The organism is Pseudomonas sp. BS3767 (assembly GCF_900099665.1).
GTDB lineage: Bacteria > Pseudomonadota > Gammaproteobacteria > Pseudomonadales > Pseudomonadaceae > Aquipseudomonas > Aquipseudomonas cerasi.
Genome location: NZ_FNCX01000009.1, coordinates 290459 through 306535, shown reverse-complemented (window position 1 = coordinate 306535; position 16077 = coordinate 290459). Strand labels below are relative to the sequence as shown.

14 protein-coding genes are annotated in these 16077 nt (G+C 56.6%); 8 read left to right on the top strand and 6 right to left on the bottom strand.

Annotated features, from left to right (window positions below; genetic code table 11):
- Positions 1 to 538: 538 nt before the first annotated feature.
- The 4 genes from BLR16_RS23540 (at position 539) to BLR16_RS23520 (ending at position 5089) form a co-directional block, all read left to right on the top strand.
- A complete protein-coding gene (locus BLR16_RS23540; RefSeq protein ID WP_003434304.1) occupies positions 539 to 1855 on the top strand; it encodes an MFS transporter in 1317 nt (438 codons plus the stop codon).
- Between the two features lie 487 nt (positions 1856 to 2342).
- Positions 2343 to 2612, top strand: a complete 270-nt coding sequence (locus BLR16_RS23535) for a helix-turn-helix domain-containing protein (RefSeq protein WP_003363345.1) — start codon at positions 2343 to 2345, stop codon at positions 2610 to 2612.
- Positions 2613 to 2794: 182 nt separating this feature from the next.
- Entirely contained in the window at positions 2795 to 3526 is a 732-nt protein-coding gene (locus BLR16_RS23530; RefSeq protein ID WP_074809286.1) for a hypothetical protein, read from the top strand.
- A 693-nt stretch (positions 3527 to 4219) separates the two neighbouring features.
- Positions 4220 to 5089, top strand: coding sequence for a hypothetical protein (locus tag BLR16_RS23520; RefSeq protein WP_074809291.1), 870 nt, complete (start codon positions 4220 to 4222; stop codon positions 5087 to 5089).
- 4 nt (positions 5090 to 5093) lie between these two features.
- Here BLR16_RS23520 and BLR16_RS23515 read toward each other — a convergent pair whose 3' ends face one another.
- A complete protein-coding gene (locus BLR16_RS23515) occupies positions 5094 to 6170 on the bottom strand; it encodes a diguanylate cyclase (protein ID WP_065350364.1) in 1077 nt (358 codons plus the stop codon).
- A 297-nt stretch (positions 6171 to 6467) separates the two neighbouring features.
- A complete protein-coding gene (locus tag BLR16_RS23510) occupies positions 6468 to 7670 on the bottom strand; it encodes an MFS transporter (protein ID WP_054082160.1) in 1203 nt (400 codons plus the stop codon).
- 110 nt (positions 7671 to 7780) lie between these two features.
- On the opposite strand from BLR16_RS23510, the gene BLR16_RS23505 reads away from it, so the two are divergent.
- On the top strand, positions 7781 to 8689 hold the full coding sequence (locus BLR16_RS23505) for a LysR family transcriptional regulator (RefSeq protein ID WP_003434308.1): 909 nt from the start codon (positions 7781 to 7783) through the stop codon (positions 8687 to 8689).
- A 33-nt stretch (positions 8690 to 8722) separates the two neighbouring features.
- Here the strand turns inward: BLR16_RS23505 and BLR16_RS23500 are convergent, their stop codons facing one another.
- The 3 genes from BLR16_RS23500 to BLR16_RS23490 form a co-directional block, all read right to left on the bottom strand.
- The gene (locus BLR16_RS23500) at positions 8723 to 9313 is read right to left on the bottom strand and encodes a DcrB/PsbP domain-containing protein (protein ID WP_058397172.1); all 591 of its coding nucleotides are present in this window, start codon (positions 9311 to 9313) and stop codon (positions 8723 to 8725) included.
- Positions 9314 to 9448: 135 nt separating this feature from the next.
- On the bottom strand, positions 9449 to 10261 hold the full coding sequence (locus BLR16_RS23495; protein ID WP_003363329.1) for an MlaA family lipoprotein: 813 nt from the start codon (positions 10259 to 10261) through the stop codon (positions 9449 to 9451).
- Positions 10254 to 11552, bottom strand: coding sequence for a hypothetical protein (locus BLR16_RS23490; RefSeq protein ID WP_003363327.1), 1299 nt, complete (start codon positions 11550 to 11552; stop codon positions 10254 to 10256). The genes BLR16_RS23495 and BLR16_RS23490 overlap by 8 nt, the downstream gene beginning before the upstream one ends.
- Positions 11553 to 12732: 1180 nt before the next feature.
- On the opposite strand from BLR16_RS23490, the gene BLR16_RS23480 reads away from it, so the two are divergent.
- The 3 genes from BLR16_RS23480 (at position 12733) to BLR16_RS23470 (ending at position 15788) form a co-directional block, all read left to right on the top strand.
- On the top strand, positions 12733 to 13587 hold the full coding sequence (locus BLR16_RS23480; RefSeq protein ID WP_074809293.1) for a glycine betaine ABC transporter substrate-binding protein: 855 nt from the start codon (positions 12733 to 12735) through the stop codon (positions 13585 to 13587).
- A 234-nt stretch (positions 13588 to 13821) separates the two neighbouring features.
- Positions 13822 to 14133 carry a DUF485 domain-containing protein gene (locus BLR16_RS23475; RefSeq protein ID WP_003314526.1) on the top strand — a complete coding sequence of 104 codons (312 nt, stop codon included), beginning with the start codon at positions 13822 to 13824 and terminating at the stop codon, positions 14131 to 14133.
- Complete coding sequence (locus BLR16_RS23470) at positions 14130 to 15788, top strand: cation acetate symporter (protein WP_003363323.1); 1659 nt, start codon at positions 14130 to 14132, stop codon at positions 15786 to 15788. Before BLR16_RS23475 ends, BLR16_RS23470 begins: the two co-directional genes overlap by 4 nt.
- Before the next feature lie 117 nt (positions 15789 to 15905).
- Here BLR16_RS23470 and BLR16_RS23465 read toward each other — a convergent pair whose 3' ends face one another.
- Positions 15906 to 16064, bottom strand: coding sequence for a DUF3309 family protein (locus BLR16_RS23465; RefSeq protein ID WP_002552554.1), 159 nt, complete (start codon positions 16062 to 16064; stop codon positions 15906 to 15908).
- Positions 16065 to 16077 lie beyond the last annotated feature (13 nt).

Here is a 16077-nt window from a genome sequence, read left to right as displayed (position 1 = left end):
TGCAGGTCTCGACGCTCTGCGTCGCCAAGAGGACGCGGAGCGTCCGGAAAGGCATGCGACGCGGAGCGCCGCACGATAGTTGAAGTGATCGTTCCTCACGCTCCAGCGTGGGAATGCAGTTCTCGACGCTCTGCGTCGTCAAGAGGATGCGGAGCGTCCGGAACGGCATGCGACGCGGAGCGCCGCACGATAGTTGAAGTGATCGTTCCTCACGCTCCAGCGTGGGAATGCAGTGCTCGACGCTCTGCGTCGTCAATAGGACGCGGAGCGTCCGGAACGGCATGCGACGCGGAGCGCCGCACGATAGTTGAAGTGATCGTTCCTCACGCTCAAGCGTGGGAATGCAGTTCTCGACGCTCTGCGTCGTCAAGAGAACGCGGAGCGTCCGGCACGGCATGCGACGCAGAGCGTCGCACGATAGTTGCGATCATCGTTCCCGCTACAGGCCTCAGCTTCGTATCAGTGCGCCCGCAAGCTTTGCTATTCTTCGCGCCCTGTGAGCGCCAAGCGCTTTTTTCAGCCATGTTTCGGGGGCGTCATGACGGCCATCGTTCAATCCACTCCGCAACCTTTTACCAAAGGCGACTACAAGACCCTGAGTCTTGCGGCGCTGGGTGGGGCGCTGGAAATCTACGACTTCATCATTTTCGTATTCTTTGCACTGACCCTCAGCCAGCTGTTTTTCCCACCCGACATGCCCGAGTGGCTGCGTCTGCTGCAAAGCTTCGGGATCTTCGTGACCGGCTATCTGGCGCGCCCGCTGGGCGGGATTCTCATGGCGCACTTCGCCGACCGGCTGGGCCGCAAGCGCGTGTTCAGCCTGAGCATTCTGATGATGGCCCTGCCTTGTCTGCTGATCGGCATCATGCCCACCTACGCACAGATCGGTTACTGGGCGCCGCTGGTGCTGCTGGCGCTGCGCATCCTGCAAGGGGCCGCTGTGGGCGGCGAAGTGCCAAGCGCCTGGGTATTCGTGGCAGAACACGCGCCCAAGGGGCACCGCGGCTATGCACTGGGTGTACTGCAAGCCGGCCTGACGTTCGGGTACCTGCTGGGTGCACTGACCGCGACATGGCTGGCACGGGTCTTCAGCCCTGGCGAAATCCTCGACTGGGCATGGCGTATTCCGTTCCTGCTCGGTGGCGTATTCGGCGTGGTGGGCGTCTGGTTGCGCCGCTGGTTGAACGAAACCCCGGTATTTATCGCGATGCATGCCCAACGTGAACATCTGACAACGCTGCCACTTGGCCAGGTCCTGCGTGAGCACCGCCAATCCTTGCTGCCTGCTGCGCTGCTGACCTTTGTGCTGACCTCCGCAGTGGTGGTATTGGTGGTGATCACCCCGACCGTCATGCAGCAGCGCTTCGGTATCAGCGCCAGCGATACCTTTGCCCTGAGCGCCGTCGGCATCGTGTTTCTCAATATAGGCTGTGTGTTGGCAGGCATGCTGGTCGACCGCATCGGCGCCTGGCGCGGCATCATGTTCTACAGCCTGCTGATGCCGATGGGCATTGGCGTGCTTTACACCAGCCTCATCGAGCAATGGATGCCACTGGGCATCGCCTACGCGATTGCCGGGCTGGCGTGCGGGATTGTCGGTGTGGTGCCGTCGGTGATGGTCGGACTTTTCCCGGCGAACATCCGGGTGTCAGGCATCTCGTTCACTTACAACATCGCCTACGCCTTCTGGGCCAGCACCACGCCATTGATGCTGATTGCTCTGATGCCCTGGAATATCTGGGTGTGCGTGCTGTATAGCCTGATCATGGGCGCCACGGGCCTGATGACCGCTGCGGTATTCGGTCTGCGCCGGGGCGTGGTGGTGGATGACCTGGCAAGCGGTAAAGCCGGATAACACCAGGCCGGTTGACACGGCGAATGCCGTTCTCGCAGAGACCGGCGACATCCGCTGCTCACCTCTGCTGTGGGGTGAGTAGCCGTTCAAATATGAGCGCAAAGTTCCTGGCACCCGACGCTTTCAATTGTAACAAGTGATTGTAATTCCGTTTCCTCAAGTCTATCTTGCGCCTCTCTATACTGTTTACGTTATTTATCTAATGTGCTCTTGGGTCGTGCCTGTGGAAAATGTTTCTTCAGGTGGATCATTCGCAGTGTCGATACGTTGGTAGGCGTAATTATTCCGCGTTTCATGTAGGAGCTTTCCTCAATATTTTATTATTAAAGATTTTTCTTACAGCTTTCGGCTGTATTGCAGGACTTTTAAGGTGTATCTCGTGTTTATGCAAAACAAGACTAAATAAAATGATTTCTGTGCCGATTGACTGTTTGGGCCATGGAAGACGAATGTAAGAAACATCCTACAAATTTGCCTATTAGGCAAAATGATGGCAAGGGGAAGTATCATGTGGGTGACAATGAGAGAGCAGGAGGTTCTTGGCCTGTTGTTGCAGGGATGTACGAACAAGGAAATTGCCAGGCAGCTCAGTATCAGTGACTACACCGTTCGCGATCACGTATCTTCGCTGCTAAGAAAGAATCAGGTAAGGACGCGTGCCGAGCTCATGGCCAGGTGCGTATCTCTATTGCTTCCGGGGAACACTGCCCGACCCCCTACATCTGTCGGATTGCGTAGCGAGCCAGCACATACATAATGTGTCTTGTCGCAACCTGTAACGTGTTAATGCAATGAGCACTGCTGACGTTTTGCGGTGCAATCAATAATACCGTGCTGCTCTGTGACTGCTGTCGGCCACTGTTTCCCGGCTGTCTGCAGAAAGGAATATCCGAAACCTGCTCGCACGACGAACTGTAAACAATAAAAAAGGAGCCACTCATGACTGTTTGTTTTGTTCGGGGCGAGTCAGGTGCCGACACGGCGTTGCGGCTGGATCCGCAGCGGCCTGATTTTAATATGACAACGGACTTCCAGCATCTGGCAACCCGGCAGTCCGCGCTTTCGGTGACGCAACTTGCCGAGCAACAGGCAAAGCTGTCCGGCCCTGTTGGCCTGTTTGCCAAACTCTGTCGGCAGCTTCGTTCGCAGGGGCGTCAGGCACCGTTACTCGAAGAGGTTACCCGACTTGAGGGCCGTAAACGTCAATGGCTGGCCGAGCGCGCCGTACAATTCGCACTGGGCCTGCACGGCCGTCGGTCAGAAGCCGAGAACCCGTTCAAGGGCCTGGTGCGCGAAGACCTGTGCTGCATCGTATTCGATGAGCCATCGCCGCACACGCTGGTCGAGCGTTATGCCGCCAGCGAAGCGCTGCGAGCTCAGGACAGTGAGTACTTCGTCAAACTCATTGCTACCACGCGCAATACCGTCGAACGGCGAATCGTCTTTCATGGTCTGCTCGAACACTTCGACCGGCTGTTGCCCATCGAGAAGAGCATCTATCCGCTCAACTATCGCGCTGTTCAGCAAGCGTACCTCGATCATGAAGAAGCGCTCTATGGCGCGCTGATAAAGCAGCAGCCCCTCGGCACATTGCTTGAGAGGCATACGCCTGAGTGGCTGTTGGATAACCTGTCCTCATTTGAACTTTCCATCGATCAAGCGTGTGGCTAATCAGGTCTCGGACGTGGGTATTTATACCAGTCGGTTGATGAGGTTTTACAAGCGCTTCAGGTCTTTTCTAAAAAAACATGTTTAATCAGAGTGCGCGTTAGCGCGCTCGGTGAATGATAAAAAATAACGGTTCGTGCAGATGCTTTCAAGCCTGCGGCTTTCGCACAGCCGATGAATTTGATTTATAAATATTGGAGTACATCTATGAAAAAAATAGCACCTTTGCTTGTGTTGTTAGTGTCGGCTGCCAGCCAGGCGGGCGATTATTCTGTTACGACTACCCGAACACCGACGTTTATCAATGGGCCTGGTCCCAGTGCGTTTTCCCGACACCAATTGAGATTGGCTGATTACCCCCGCGGCGCGGCGAATAACTCTCGGTTGCAAAAGATTTCCTGGACCGCGACTACTTTTCCGGAAAGCGTGAACGAACGCGCAAATCTTTGTTTTAGGAGAGGCGGTGTACATGATTCTGATTGTATCTCTATAACGCCAGGCGTGCCTGGCAGTACTGAGAGGTTCAACAGTCTTGGTTTTAGCTATGCCTCCGACGTCATGATTAGGCACAGCGCTGAAAGTGGACCTTGGCAAAGCAAGCCTGCCGGGCCAGAAACAGTCACCTTTCATTTAACGTATTGATTGTTAATCCCTGGCGAGAACCGCCAGGGATCTTTCGGGGCAGGAGCCAACGTCATGCGAGTCATAAGTTCCGGAGCAGATGCACTAATAGCCGCGCAACAACTTGACGATAAAAGAGCGGCAAAAAACATGCCCTTAATTGCCAATTCACCCCTCCGATCAACCTCTCCAGACTCTGCGGTGACCATCAGCGGCCAGGCCCTCCTGAAACACAGGGTATTTGGGGGCGCGGACTCTGCTGGTTCTGCGCCCATGCTAGGAAAAGCCGAATGTGGAATGTCCATGCCCGAGGCGTTTTTTTTAACCCGGGATGATCGCAGGCTGCTGGGTGATGTTTACGAGTGGGCGAGCGCTCAGGGAGCTGATCTAGGCTATGTTGATGATCTGGCTTTTGGACTGGCCTCGTACAGAGAGAAAGATGATGGAAGAATATGGGGCCGCCAGAACCAGGGCAAAACATATGACATGGAAGGCCACAAGGTGTTCTACAGTTTTACCGAGTCGCACGCGGCCACCGCCAAGCGTATTACCGAAAGCGATGGGTTAAAAACAACGCGGCTGGATCAGGGGTTTGTTCGCTTCATCACCGACAAGGACTACGGGTCTATAGGCCACAATAATTTTGAGTTCATGGAAAAAGTCATCAACAGGTTTTCAACGGCGGGGGAAAGAGACGAGCAACTGGGCGCAGATTTCGCGACCTATAAAAGCCAGAAGAGCGACTACATAAGGACGCTGTCCAAGGAAAAATACACGCCTGGCGAAGGCGACTCTCGAGAAACGGCCGCCGTAAAAAAATCCACCAAACCCAAGGAAATCACTCTGGAAAGCCTGCGTGCCGATATGCGCGAGGCGTTCTTCAAGGCGATGGGGGTCAAGAGTTTCTCATCCCTGTTCGACATGCTGTTCAAGCATAAGCGTTGACGGATCAGGCCTGTGCGCCAAGCGACTGGTGGTCTGACGGCGCATCCTGAGGGCTGACTACGCGGTTGCGACCGGTGCTTTTAGCCAGATACAGGGCTTTGTCTGCTTCATGCAGCCACGAGGAGGCATCCGGCATTTCAGGGGAATAGGCGGCAATGCCGATACTGAGGCTGACCTTGAGATCGCAATGCAGGGTATAGGTCATTTCATCTATCGCCAGGCGCAGGCGCTCAAGGATTTCCTTTGCCTGAAACAAGCTGGTATCGGGCAGAATGACGCAGAATTCATCGCCGCCACAACGCCCGATCAAGTCGGAGTCGCGCAGGTTTTCTATCAGTGCTTCGCTGATACTCTGCAGCACCGTGTCGCCCATCAGGTGGCCATAAGTGTCGTTGATGACCTTGAAGTGATCGATATCGATCAGCGCGATGACGCACTCCTGATACGCGCCTTGGTTACTGGCGTACTTCAGGTCAAGCAGGTCCTTCCATGCGCCATGATTGAGCAGGCCGGTGAGGCTGTCTGTGCGGCTTACCTTGCGCAGGATGTTGCGGTGTTCCCACAGCTTGAGGGTGACCTGATGGCTCAGCCAGCCAATGAAAATGGGGTAGATCACCAGTACAGGAAGACAGGCATAGATCTGCGCCATGTTGCCGTGCAGATTGACCACAGGGTTGAGCGCGGCCAGTGAAATCAGCACGCCCAGTGCCTGTGCGCACAAGCCCTGGAGCATCAGGCGTGGCCCGGCGGCGGCCATGTTATGCATGGCCATCATGGCAAGGACGGTGACCCCGGGAACCGCACTGAAACCCATCGCACCCACCCAGAAACCGCCCAACAGCGAATCGAAAAGCAAATTGCGCCATTCGGCTTCATAGGGCTCGCGCGACTTTCTTGCAATCTGGTAGGCAACGTGCGGCCATACCAGAGCGTTGAACAGCGCCAACAACCACAGCCAGTGTGCAGCATTCACGTAATATAAAGACACAGCAACCGTCACAAAACCAACGCTTACACCGAGTGATCTCGGGGCGTAGATCCGCTTGGCGAATGCCATCCCTTTGCGGTGATAGGTGCTCATAGGTGCTTACCGGACATTACTTTTGAATCGGTCAGAAACCGCCACCACCTGACCGAAAGGCTGGAGTTTGAGCGTTCGCTAGTGTCAAGGGAAGTGTATTTTGCCTGGAGGTGTCAAATAGCTACATGGTGAGGAAAGATCACTGTTTAAAAGTCAATTAAATGACAGAAACAGTGCTAAAGCCTGTTCAAAAATATGACGATATATAATTCAACACACGGTAAATAACCGGGGCAGGGTGTCTGGGTGTTTGCAGACACACTGCCCGGCGAGTTCAATAAAGCGACAGTCAGGCGGTTATAACGGTGCCTTGTTTTTCTGAATGCTGGTCATCCATGCGACGGCAATGGACAGCAGCGCAACAACAGCGGCGACATACCCTACGGCACCCAGGCCCAGATGCTCGATGGTAAGGCCTCCGATGATCGAGCCCAGGCCGATGCCGGCATTGGCGGCCGAGACATTCAGGGTCCCTGCCAGTGCCTGGGCCTGAGGCGCTGCTTTCATCACCCTGATCTGGCAGATTGGAAACAGCGCCGTATGCGCGATGCCCCAAATCACCAGCACCACGGCCAGCAGCGGCATGGAGCCTGCGGCGGGTACGCTTGCGGTCATGCCCAGTGCGAGCAGCAGCGCAAAGGCCATGGTCGAGCCGAGGGGGCTGCGGTCCACATAACGTCCCCCCAGTGCATTACCGATCAGGCCGACCGCGCCGAAGCCCATCAACCACCATCCCACTTGAGCCGATTCGATGCCTGCGATGCGTTCCAGCGTGTCAGCCAGGTAGGTATAGGCACCGAACATGGCCGTGAACAGCAGGATGGACAGCAGCAGGTTGAAGAGGAAAAACGGATCCCGGAGAATTTTTGCCTGCTCGGCGAGGCCGACCTTTGCAGTAGGTTCGATACGGGGCATCGACAGTGCCAGCAACAGGGCCATCAACGCTGATAGCAGCGTCAGCGCCCAGAATGCGCCGCGCCAGCCCACGGCATCGGCAAATACTGTACCCAGCGGAATACCGAACAGCATGGCAGCCGAGATGCCGAGGTACACCTGCGCAACGGCCTTGCCGGCGCGCTTGGGTCCGGCCAGCAGACTTGCCGTTTCACTGGCCGTGCCCCAGAACACCGGCAAGGCCAATGCCGGAATGAACCGCGCCAGCGCCAGCACCCAGATGTTGCTCGACACCGCCGCCAGTGCGTTGGAGGCGGCGAAGATCAGCAGAATGACGATGAACGTGCGCTTGCGGTCCAGGTGCGAGAGCATGGCCGTCAGCGGTGGGCCAAAGAGCATCACCGTGAAGGCGAACAGCGTCACCAGCAAACCGGCAGTTGATATGGAAATTCCCAGATCGCGGGCCATTGAAGGCAGCAGACCGATAATGAGAAATTCTGTGGTGACGATCACGAAGCCGGCCAGGGCCAGAATCGCGATGGACAAACCGGCACCGGTCGAGCTTTCGCTGCGGGTGCCGGCAGCAGTGGTTTCCAGAGAAGGCATGGTACAGACCCCGTAAAAAATAAGTCCGCCAGCTTATTGCAGAAAAGAATTCCTATCTTTGGTAAATTTTCCCTGCATTATGGATTGAATTTCACCAATCGAGGTTTCATGTGCTGTCGACTGACCGCCTCAAAGGTATCGAAACGTTCGTTGCCGTTGCCAACGCGGGAAGCTTTACCGCAGCCGCTGAACGCTTGAACCTGACCAATTCTGCGGTCAGTAAAAGTGTGGCGCGCCTGGAAAGTCGTCTCGGCATGCGCCTGTTCGAGCGGACTACTCGCAGTCTGGCGCTGACGGAGGAGGGCGCGGCCTATCACACCGTGTGCGTGCGGATGCTTGCCGACCTGGAGGCTGCTGAAACTGCGCTGGCGGCTCAACGCACAGAGCCCGCCGGACAATTGCGCATCGATCTGCCTGCGACCTTCGGCCGTTTGCATGCGCTGCCGTTGATTCTTGCCTTCACCGGGCAGCATCACAAGTTGCGCCCGCGAATAACCTTCACCGACCGTTTCGTCGATATCCTTGAAGAGGGCATCGACCTGGCCGTGCGTATCGGTGGTCCACGGGTCTGGCCCGCAGGCGTCGCGCACCGGTATCTGGGCACCGAGCGGGTGATCTTCTGCGCTGCACCGGCGTATCTGCAGCGTCACGGCACCCCGCATACGTTCGAGGACCTGGCCAGTCATGCCTGCATTCTGTTTGGCCGTGGCGATGGCAGTACCAGCCCCTGGCTGTTTGTCGATGAGCAGGGGCAGCGGGAGGCACGCGCTGTAGAAGCACGACTGGTTATCGGCAACGCAGAGGCCCAGGTGGCAGCGGTGACGTCGGCATGGGGAATTGCCCAGCTGGCAACCTGGTTGATCAGGGAGCAGCTGCAGCGCGGCGAATTGGTGGAGATCCTCCCGCAACTGGCCACCGATGGCCTGGCCTTGCACCTGGCCTGGCCGCGTAACCGCGAGTCCCTGCCCAAGGTGCAGGTGCTGGTCGAGCGGTTGTCAGAGGCGTTGCGGGTGGACTGAGTCGTATCGGACCGGCTGACCGGTCCGCGCAGATCACTGGCCGATGACAGTCTTCACCAGCGCAGCATGCTCTTTCGGATTCTTTGCATTGGAGACCACGTTCAGCACCGCTGCGCGGGTACCCGATGCAGCGACGATCGATGTGCTCAGCACCTGGGCGTCGCTCATGGTCGCTGAGGTGTCCAGCTGGCGCACACCAAGACCGTTCTTCTTGACGATCTTCTTGTCACCCAGTTTTTTGAAGTCTTTGTAGCCGGTACTCTGCTGGGCAAGGATGCCGGTGACCAGTCCATCAAGTACTACACCGTCGTTATCGCTGGCCTGCACGCCCATTGGCATCGGCGTTTCGGTAACGATCAACACGCGCTTTTCAGCCGCATTGGTGTACAGCGACCCCGTCACACCCTGGGCCTTGGCTTTTGCGTCAATCTCGGGCATCTCGCCCTGTACGTAGCCCGCAGGAATGGTGAAGGTCAGTTTGCCGCCCAGCAGTGAAGCGTTTTGCACCGCAGCAGCGGTGGGCGCAGCAGCCTGCGGCTTGGTGGCAGCCTGAACGCTGACCATGCTCTGACATGCTGTCAGTGCGACACACACAGCGATTGCCTTGAAACCGAAAGAACGCATGGAAATTCCTTTTTTGTCTGTTAATGACACAGGCGTTTGCGCCTGAGGCATGTGAGTGACCGGGCAGGTAAAAGTGCCCATAAAAAAACGACCAGTCCGATCACTCAGGCTGGCCGTCGTTTTGCTGCGTTACGCTTATTCGGCGATTTGCAGTTTGCGCGACTCGGTGTAGACGTAACGCACTTTTTCATACTCGAACGGCGAGTTGAGCTGGCCGTAACGGAAGCTGGTGACGTAACGGCGATCAATGGCGCGCAACACGGTGATTTCCGGATGGTCGTTGCTGACTTCGGCCACGTTCAGGAAGTTGATCTGGTTTTCAGCCGTGTAGTCGAACAGCATGCCACCGGTGTCACGCAGGTTCGATGGACCGAACAATGGCAACACCAGATAAGGCCCTGCAGGCACACCGTAGAAGCCCAGCGTCTGGCCGAAGTCTTCGCTCTGACGCGGCAGGCCCATCATGGTCGCCGGGTCCCACAGACCGGCGATGCCGATGGTGGTGTTGAGCAGCAGACGGCCAGTGGTGTCCAGCGAGCGCTCGCCCTTGAACTGCAGCAGGCTGTTCAGCAGGTTGGAGACATCGCCCAGGTTGCTGAAAAAGTTGCTCACACCGCTGCGCACGAAGCCAGGGGTGATGTAGCGGTAGCCGTCCACGACCGGCAGGAATACCCATTCATCGAAACGGTAGTTGAAGTGGTAAACCCGGCGGTTCCAGGATTCCAGCGGATCATAGACTTCCAGTGCGTTGATGGAGGCGCGCTCGAACTCACGCTGATCCAGCCCCGGGTTGAATTGCAGCGACTTCAGCGGCTGGGTGAAACCGTCAGCATCGGTCTGACGGGCCACAGTGGCCGGGTGCTGAGCCTTGTTGCTGGTATCCGCGTCAGCGGCCTGGACTGTGCCGGCACAGAGCAGAGCGGCAAGAAGTAAAAGACGTTTAGCCACGGAAAAACTCCAGCATGGCGTCGGTGTTGACGCGGTAATTAAGGTTGCCGCAATGCCCGCCGTACGGGTAAACGGTCAGGCGATCGCCAAAGGTCTTGCGCAGGAAGCCGAGGTCACCCGAGCCCAGAATCACGTCGTCGGCGTTGTGCATGACGGCAATCTTGGTGTTGCTGTGCAGGTAATCTTTTAGGGCGTAGAGGCTGACCTGGTCGACCAGTTGCAGAAGGCTACCGCCGTCGGTGCGTGCGCGCCACATCGGGATGACCTGTTCGGTCAGGTAGCAATCGAAGTCGCACTGCAGGGCACGCTTGAGGAATGGCGTCAGACTGGTGCCTTCGGTGATCGGGAATTTCGGTGGCGTGATCAGACCGCGACGGTTGATCAGGTCGGAGGTGAACGCGATATCCGCCGACGAGAAGCGGAACGAGGTACCGATCAGCATCGCCATCTGTTCATTGGTCAGGTGCTGCTTGGACTGCTGGAAGTCGAACAGCAGTGCATCGTTGAGGTCGATGTAGCCCTTCTGGCGGAAGTAGCGAGTCAGCTTGGCCAGCACCAGTTCATAGAACGTAGTGGTGTTGTTGATGCCCTTGACGTTGGTTTGCACCAGTTTGTCGAGGTTGCTGATCGAGGTGTAGAGATTGACCGGCGGGTTGAGCAGCAGGACTTTCTTGAAGTTGAAGCTGCGACGGGTTTCGTCCAGCTTGCTGACGAATGCAGCATTCAGTGCGCCGAGGCTGTAACCGGTCAGGTAATAGTCGGTTACCGGCAGTTGCGCCTGCTGAGCCCGAATGGCCTGCATGACGCGATAAATGTCTTCTGCGTCGTCGGTGGAGACGCCGGGAGTCGCAAAGCGCGAGGCCGAGCTCATGAAGTCATAGCTGGTGGGCGAAGACAGCTGCACGACGTGGTAGCCCGCGCCGTAATAGAGCTTTTTCAGGAATTCATTGATGGTGCTGTTATACGGCGCGCCGGTGCCGGCGATCAGGAAGATCAGCGGGGCAGCGTGGTCCTGTTTGGCCAGGCGATAGTGCAACTTTTTCACTGCCCAGAAGTTGTCGGGCAGGGTGAACTCGCGCTCGGGATGCAGGTTCAGGGTGTAGACATCCTGATCGATATCTTCATCGTCAGGCAGGTCGGGGCGCAGATCGGGCGGTGTGGTCGCAATGGTCGCTTCAAACGGATTAGTCAGCGGGTAGCCATAGGTGGCGGAGTCGACATTGGTTGCCAGAGCGGACGCACTTAAACACAAGCCACCTATAACGGTGGCGAGGCGCAGAAAACGGAGCATGACTAAATCCCTTGGGAAAGAAGTGCTGATGAGATACGCAGGCTATGACCAAGGTGTAGTGCCAAAGTGCCCCATCCACCGGTTAACCCTGTAAATATGACGGAACAATACACGTTCTTTGGATTTTGCAATGCAGATATGCGGTTTATTTTTGCATGGCTAGTGTATTTGCTGCCCCGGCGCGACGTTTACACGGGCTGGGAACGGTAGGCAGGCCCTGGCCTGGCGGCGAATTTTCCGGCTTGCGGAAAGCACAAAGGAGAGCCGTAGCTCTCCTCCAATGTGGTTCACGTGCTCTTTTTATTGTTATAGGGCGGCCTGTTATTGTTGTTGGCGGCCAGTCCCTTTACAGCGTTGTTGTGCGACCCCCATCCGGGGTCAAGAGCAAACGTATTTTTTTGAGCGCTGATTCGCTTTAATCACCTGTCTGCACAACGGGTTGATCCCACCGGTTCTGGAGCTACCTGACGGTAGTTTTATTGTTCTCGGTCCGGTCGCGAGGCCTTCCATTGAAAGGTCCCTGTAAAGCGGGTCCACTCCAAAAAAATCTGTTAGCTGCGCCTCTGTCCGTTTTGTTCTTGTTGTGTCAGAGCCGTTACGTCTTATTTTTATTGGTTTGCTGCATCATTTCTTGTTTTTGTTGTACCAGAGATATAGCAGGACCCGTGCCAGTTTTTGAAATTCCTTTTAAATCATTTGTTTATGAATTCTGATGGTTGTCAGTTAGTCATAGAGCCGGAAAAAATGTTTCCGTGTTACCCGTTCACGGTGGTGATCGTAAACCTGCGGTAACACATCGTGTTTCCTTCGCAGTATGAGCCGGAATGGTGCGCCGCAAGTCTCTGTCGTCTATACGACGATGGTATGGGGGCCGGCGCTCGCCATTGGACAAAACGGTGCGTCTCCTGCCGTTGATGGCTGGATCGAGGCGTTTTTCGCTGTGCGTTGTCGTTGATGGCTCGATGTTGTCGTTTCCCATTGCCCCGGTGTCGCAGACAGAGCATGCCCGCCTGTCCGGCAGGTCGATGATCAGTGTGGCGTTGCAGTGCGTTTGATTGCGCGCGGCAGCGATAAAAACGTGCAAGGCGCCGCGTGCCCCAAGGTCGGGCGCGGGGCGGTCTGGAGAACAACGTTAACCATGCCCCGACACCCGTCGGTGCAGACTTCCGGGGAAGCGACAATGATGATGCGAAAAATACTGGGGGCGGGTGCCGCTCTGGTACTTGCGGTCAGCTCCACGCTGGCGGTTGCTGAAACCAAGACCCTGACCATCGGCTATGTGGAAGGCTGGTCCGACAGTGTCGCCACCACCTTCGTGGCCTCCGAAGTGATCAAGCAAAAGCTTGGTTATGACGTCAAGTTGCAGTCTGTCGCTGCAGGGATCATGTGGCAGGCGGTGGCCACCGACAAGCTCGACCTGATGCTGTCTGCGTGGCTTCCAGGCACGCATGGCGAGTACTACGCCAAGTACAAGGACCAGGTCGTCAACTATGGCCCCAACTTCAAGGACGCCAAGATTGGCCTGATCGTGCCTGAATACGTGAAGGCCAAAACCATCGAAGACCTGAAGACCGATGCTTCCTTCAACAAGAGGATCACCGGGATCGATGCGGGCTCGGGCGTGATGCTCAAGACCGATCAGGCTATCAAGGACTATGGTCTGGACGGCTATAAACTGCAGGCGAGCTCCGGCGCAGGCATGATTGCCGAGCTGACCCGCGCCGAGAAGGCGAAGAAATCCATCGTCGTCACCGGCTGGGTGCCGCACTGGATGTTCGCCAAATGGAAGCTGCGTTTCCTCGACGACCCGAAAGGTGTCTACGGTGAAGCTGAAACCGTCGACAACGTAGGCAGCCTTGGGCTGGAGAAAAAAGCCCCTGAGGTCGTGGCCTTCCTGAAAAAATTCCAGTGGGCATCCAAGGATGAAATCGGTGAGGTGATGCTGGCCATTCAGGACGGTGCCAAACCTGAAGCTGCAGCCAAGGACTGGGTAGCCAAGCACCCGGACCGTGTTGCTGCATGGACTGCCAAATAGTCTCAAAGTGTCTGAACAGCCGTTCTCGAGGCCGTCTGGTGTTATCGCCAGACGGCCTTTTGTTTTCCTGCCCCGGAGTGTTTTCGGTGCGACCGACTGCCGGCGGGTCCAGGCCGTGCGAGAAGAGCTATCTGCAGCTAATGTCGTTCTAATACTAAGGTCGTCTGGAGTGCGCGCCGGACCCGACTAAAGTGCATTACGTGACATCTCATCTGTGCTGCGAGGACAAAAACAATGAACGACAGCATTTACCTCTCGATTCAAAACAGCCCGCGTTTCAAGGAGCTGGTATCCAAAAGAGAGCGGTTCGCCTGGATTCTCTCGGCGATCATGCTTGGCCTGTATGCGGCCTTTATTCTTTTGATTGCTTACGGACCCCATATTCTGGGGGCCAAACTGAGTCCCACTTCGACCATTACCTGGGGAATGCCGATAGGCGTAGGGCTGATCCTTTCCGCGTTTATATTGACCGCCATCTATGTTCGCCGTGCCAACGGTGAATTCGATGACCTGAATAACGCGATCCTGAAGGAGGCTCAGCAATGATCCGGCGCCTATCAGCAGCACTTGGCCTGGCCGCCTTCGCGCCGACCCTCTGGGCGGCAGACGCGTTGACGGGTGCAGTGCAGAAGCAACCCCTGAACGTCGCCGCGATCGTCATGTTCGTGGTCTTCGTAGCCTTCACGCTGTACATCACCTACTGGGCGTCGAAAAAGAACAAGACCGCGTCGGACTATTACTCGGCAGGTGGCAAGATCACCGGTTTCCAGAACGGGCTGGCGATTGCCGGTGACTACATGTCGGCAGCCTCCTTTCTGGGGATTTCCGCACTGGTCTACACCTCCGGCTACGATGGCCTGATCTACTCGATCGGCTTCCTGGTGGGCTGGCCGATCATCCTGTTCCTGATCGCCGAACGCCTGCGTAACCTGGGTAAATACACCTTTGCCGACGTGGCCTCGTACCGCCTCAAGCAAAAGGAAATTCGTACCCTGTCTGCCTGCGGCTCGCTGGTGGTGGTGGCGTTTTACCTGATTGCGCAAATGGTCGGTGCCGGCAAGCTGATCCAGCTGCTGTTCGGTCTGGACTACGCCGTTGCGGTGGTGTTGGTCGGGATCCTAATGTGCCTCTATGTGCTGTTCGGCGGCATGCTCGCCACGACCTGGGTGCAGATCATCAAGGCGGTGATGTTGCTGTCCGGTGCGTCGTTCATGGCACTGATGGTCATGAAGCACGTCAACTTCGACTTCAACATGCTGTTCTCCGAAGCGATCAAGGTTCACCCCAAAGGTGAGGCGATCATGAGCCCTGGCGGGCTGGTGAAAGACCCGATCTCGGCGTTCTCGCTGGGTCTGGCCCTGATGTTCGGTACCGCAGGCCTGCCACACATCCTGATGCGCTTCTTCACCGTGAGCGATGCCAAGGAAGCCCGCAAGTCAGTGCTCTACGCAACAGGCTTTATCGGCTACTTCTACATCCTGACCTTCATCATCGGTTTCGGCGCGATCCTGCTGGTCAGCACCAATCCGGCGTTCAAGGATGCAGCGGGCGCCTTGCTGGGCGGTAACAACATGGCAGCGGTTCACCTGGCCGATGCGGTCGGTGGCAGTCTGTTCCTGGGCTTCATCTCGGCAGTAGCCTTCGCCACCATTCTGGCAGTGGTTGCCGGTCTGACTCTGGCGGGTGCTTCGGCGGTTTCCCACGACCTGTATGCCAGCGTCATCAAGGCAGGCAAAGCCAACGAGAAGGACGAGATCCGTATCTCGAAAATTACCACCATCGCTTTGGCGGTCGTGGCGATCTTTCTGGGTATTGCCTTTGAAAGCCAGAACATCGCCTTCATGGTGGGCCTGGCGTTCTCGGTCGCGGCAAGCTGCAACTTCCCGATCCTGTTGCTTTCCATGTACTGGAAAAACCTGACCACCCGTGGCGCCATGATCGGCGGCTGGATGGGCCTGATCAGTGCAGTGGTGCTGATGGTGCTGGGTCCTACCATCTGGGTGCAGATCCTGCATCACGAGAAAGCCATTTTCCCTTACGAATACCCGGCGCTGTTCTCCATCGCCATCGCCTTCGTAGGTATCTGGTTCTTCTCCATTACCGACAAGTCGAAAGCGGCAGAGGGCGAGCGCGCGCTGTTCTTCCCGCAATTCGTCCGCTCGCAGACGGGGCTGGGTGCCAGTGGTGCGGTTTCGCACTAAGTTCAGGTTGTTGTGAACGAAGCAGCCTTCGGGCTGCTTTTTCATGGCCGATAAAAAACCCCGCTTGAAAAAGCGGGGTTTTTATTGGCTACATGCGCTGCTGCGTGGAGCAGCAGGTCATATCTTGCCGAGCAATACCAGAATCAGCAGGATCACCAGGATCGTACCGATGATGCCCGACGGACCGTAGCCCCAGCTGCGCGAGTGCGGGAATACTGGCAAACCGCCAACTAGCAGCAGAATCAAAACGATGATAAGAATAGTGCCGATGCCCATGGTGAGTTCCCTC